This window comes from Actinoplanes sp. NPDC051633 (assembly GCF_040681735.1).
Lineage (GTDB): Bacteria > Actinomycetota > Actinomycetes > Mycobacteriales > Micromonosporaceae > Actinoplanes.
In genome coordinates this window covers 1-1383 of the sequence record NZ_JBFAZH010001621.1, presented here as the reverse complement: position 1 = coordinate 1383, position 1383 = coordinate 1, and the positions used below count along the sequence as shown (strand labels likewise).

The 1383-nt window shown below is 73.2% G+C and carries 2 protein-coding genes; both read right to left on the bottom strand.

The features are described from left to right. A partial coding sequence (locus tag AB0M20_RS43690; RefSeq protein ID WP_364307404.1) for an EboA domain-containing protein occupies positions 1-438 on the bottom strand: 438 nt, incomplete at its 3' end. Continuing rightward, positions 435-1322 (bottom strand): sugar phosphate isomerase/epimerase family protein, encoded by an 888-nt coding sequence (locus tag AB0M20_RS43685; protein ID WP_364307402.1) that lies wholly within the window; start codon positions 1320-1322, stop codon positions 435-437. The genes AB0M20_RS43690 and AB0M20_RS43685, both read right to left, overlap by 4 nt. Positions 1323-1383: the final 61 nt, after the last annotated feature.

The window sequence follows — 1383 nt, the reverse complement described above, 5'->3', positions numbered from 1 at the left end:
GTGGATCTTTGCCAGGGGGACGCCCATGAAGACGCACTTGATGACGCCCTGCCGCCAGGTGGCCGCGTCCAGGTGCCGGGCGTAGGGGCCGAGCGCCTCGGCGACCAGCCGGGTGTCGTTGGTGCGCAGCGCGTCCAGCAGCAGCGGAACGCCCGCGTCCGTCTCCTCGACCAGCGGCAGAGCCTTCAGGACGGCGAGCTTCTCGGCGGCGTCACCGTGCCGGTAGACGTCCTCCGCCTGCTCCGGCCGCTTCGCGAGCAGGATCGCCCGGCCGGCCTGGCCCGCGGTCCAGCCCTCGGCCACCTCGTCGCGGCCGAGCTTGCGCTCGGCCCGGGCGTAGAGGATCTCGAGGGCGCCGGGCTCGGCCGTCACGCGGGCCTCGGCGTCGGTCAGCCAGTCGTTGGCGGGTACGGCCTTTCGCAGGTCGTCGAGCGTCATCTCGCCGCCTCCCGGAGGAACTCGATCGATCGCCGGGCGACGTCCGGCGCGGCGTGGGAATGCCGGGGCAGCTCGACGGCGACCAGGCCGGTGTAGCCGGCCAGGGCGTCGAGCACCGGCGGGAAGTCGATCTCGCCCGCGCCGAACTCGAGGTGCTCGTGCACGCCGCGGCGCATGTCGTCGATCTGGACGTTCACGAGGTGTTCCCTGACCCCGGCGACGCAGTCCGGGACGCTCAGCGGCTCGACCGCCCGGCAGTGTCCGATGTCAAGCGTCATTCCGAACAGCTCCGGGTCGCCCAGGTCCTCGTTCAGGCGCCGCCAGTCGGCGATGTCGTTGACCAGCATCCCGGGCTCCGGCTCGAACCCGACGGGCACGGTCGCGTGGCCGAGCACTTCGGCGACGCCGTCGACGAGCCGCTTCCACGCCGTGTCGTCGTCGAGCTCCGGCGGTCTGACCCCGGCCCAGAAGCTGACCGCCTCCGCGCCCAGGTCGGCGGCGATGTCGCCGGCCCGCTTGAGGAAGTCGATCCTCGTCGCGCGCTCGTCGTGCAGGAAGGTCGGGGCGTGCTTGTGCCACGGGTCCAGCAGGTAGCGGGCGCCGGTCTCGACGACGACGGCGAGGTTGAGATCGCGCAGGAGGTCGGCGGCCCGGGCGACCTGGCGGGCGGCGTCCTCGGCGTACGGGTCGACGTGGTCGTGGTCGAGGGTGAGGGCGACGCCTTCGTAGCCGAGGCCGGCGATCACCTTGAGCGCGTCGGCCAGGCGGTGGTTGGCGAAGCCGTTGGTCCCGTAGCCGAACCTGAGCCCGCGCGCGCCTTCTGCTTCCGGGCCGCTCGTGCCCGCTTCCGGGCCGCTCGTGCCTTCTGCTTCCGGGCCGCTCATGTCGGCGACACCTTGCGGGCGAGTGCGCCGGCCAGCGGAGCGGCCGCCGCGACGGCGAGGC

Coding starts and splice junctions, on each gene's coding strand:
- AB0M20_RS43685 (WP_364307402.1), bottom strand. CDS start 1,322: ATGAGCGGCCCGGAAGCAGAAGGCACGAGCGGCCCGGAAGCGGGCACG.